Genomic DNA, 1,470 nt, shown 5'->3' with positions numbered 1-1,470 from the left:
CCGCAAGAATACGATCCGACAATTCAGTTCCTTCCACCGCGCGGGCCAGTTGCAGYGCACCGATGAGCGTTGCAAAGACACCCAGTGCGGTACCTTCCGGGTCCTTGGCCTGCGGCAGTGCTGCAGCCAACTGGCGCACCAAGGTCAGCAAGTGGTCGGTATAGACTTCGCGCGTTTCAGGTGGCTGACGCGCGAGCTCCGGCAGCAGCGCGGCGGACGCGCAGCCCTTTCCCGGATTGTCCCGGTGCTCGGCGGACAGATATGCCTCTATGCCCATCTCCGGGCCACCGGAGGCCAGTGCTTCCGCCAGTTGCTGCGACTGGATCTCCATGGCCGCCGCCACGCTTTCGCGGACAAGCTCCGCCTTGGACTGAAAGTGCGGATAGAAGGCGCCGTTGGTCAGCCCGGCGTCGCTCATGATGGTTGCCAGTCCGGACGCCGCTATGCCGTCACCGCGAAAACGGTCGGCGGCGACCTCCATGATCCGGCCCCGTGACGCGTCCTTTCGGCCCTTTTCGTAGCGCATGGCTGCGATCCCTTTCCACTATTGCATTATGACCATAATTTGATATTATGAGTGTAATTCAACTGGCGCGACAAAACTAGCCCTCATGAGTTTGGAGCACGAAATGAATATGAATTCCGGAAAAACCGCTGTCGTGACGGGAGCCTCCTCGGGCATTGGCCGCGCCACCGCCGAGGCCTTGGTGCGGGCAGGGTTCACCGTCTTCGGCACGAGCCGCCGCAAAGCCAGCAACGGCCCGGACGGCGTGACCATGCTGGTTTGCGACGTGACCGACGGTGAGGCCGTCGCTGCGCTCGTTTCGACTGTGCTCTCACAGACCGGCCGGATCGATCTCCTGGTCAACAATGCCGGTGTCGGCCTGCTTGGCGGCGCGGAGGAATCCTCGGTCGCACAGGTGCAGTCGATGTTCGACGTCAACCTGTTCGGCGTCATGCGCGCGACCAATGCGGTGTTGCCGTCGATGCGGGGACGCGGCCAAGGGCGTATCATCAACATCGGCTCGGTGCTGGGCCTCGTACCAGCACCGTATGCCGCGCACTATTCGGCGGCCAAGCACGCGCTCGAAGGCTATTCGGAATCGCTCGATCACGAGGTTCGTGCCTTCAATATTCGCGTCTCGGTCATCGAGCCGGCATTCGTGCGCACCGTCTTCGACCAGAAAGGGATTGAGCCGGATTCCTTGTTGAAAGAATACGATCTGGCCCGGGCCGGGGTCGACGCTCTGCTTCGCGATGTGATGCCCAAGGCCGATCGGCCGGAAGTGGTGGCGGAGGTGGTCGTCAGGGCCGCGACCGATGCTCGCCCGCGACGCCGCTACACCGCCGGCAGGGCTGCGCGGCAGGTCAGCATCCTGCGCCGTTTTGCGCCCGCGGCGATATTCGACAAGAGCTTGCGCAAGCAGTTCCGCCTGCCGGTCTGAACATCAGCGGGGCAAGAGATTTCAC

The 1,470-nt window shown here is 63.0% G+C and carries 2 protein-coding genes; one reads left to right on the top strand and one right to left on the bottom strand.

The window, feature by feature from the left end; all coding sequences use genetic code 11:
* A partial coding sequence (locus ACXJ7R_RS32430; protein WP_457155363.1) for a TetR/AcrR family transcriptional regulator occupies positions 1-526 on the bottom strand: 526 nt, incomplete at its 3' end.
* A gap of 103 nt (positions 527-629) precedes the next feature.
* Between ACXJ7R_RS32430 and ACXJ7R_RS32425 the strand changes: the two genes are divergently transcribed.
* A complete protein-coding gene (locus ACXJ7R_RS32425; protein ID WP_457155362.1) occupies positions 630-1,445 on the top strand; it encodes an oxidoreductase in 816 nt (271 codons plus the stop codon).
* Positions 1,446-1,470 lie beyond the last annotated feature (25 nt).

The sequence above is a fragment of the Mesorhizobium sp. P5_C1 genome (assembly GCF_054049815.1).
The sequence above is the reverse complement of the archived record's forward strand: the minus strand, read 5'-3'. Positions and strand labels throughout refer to the sequence as shown.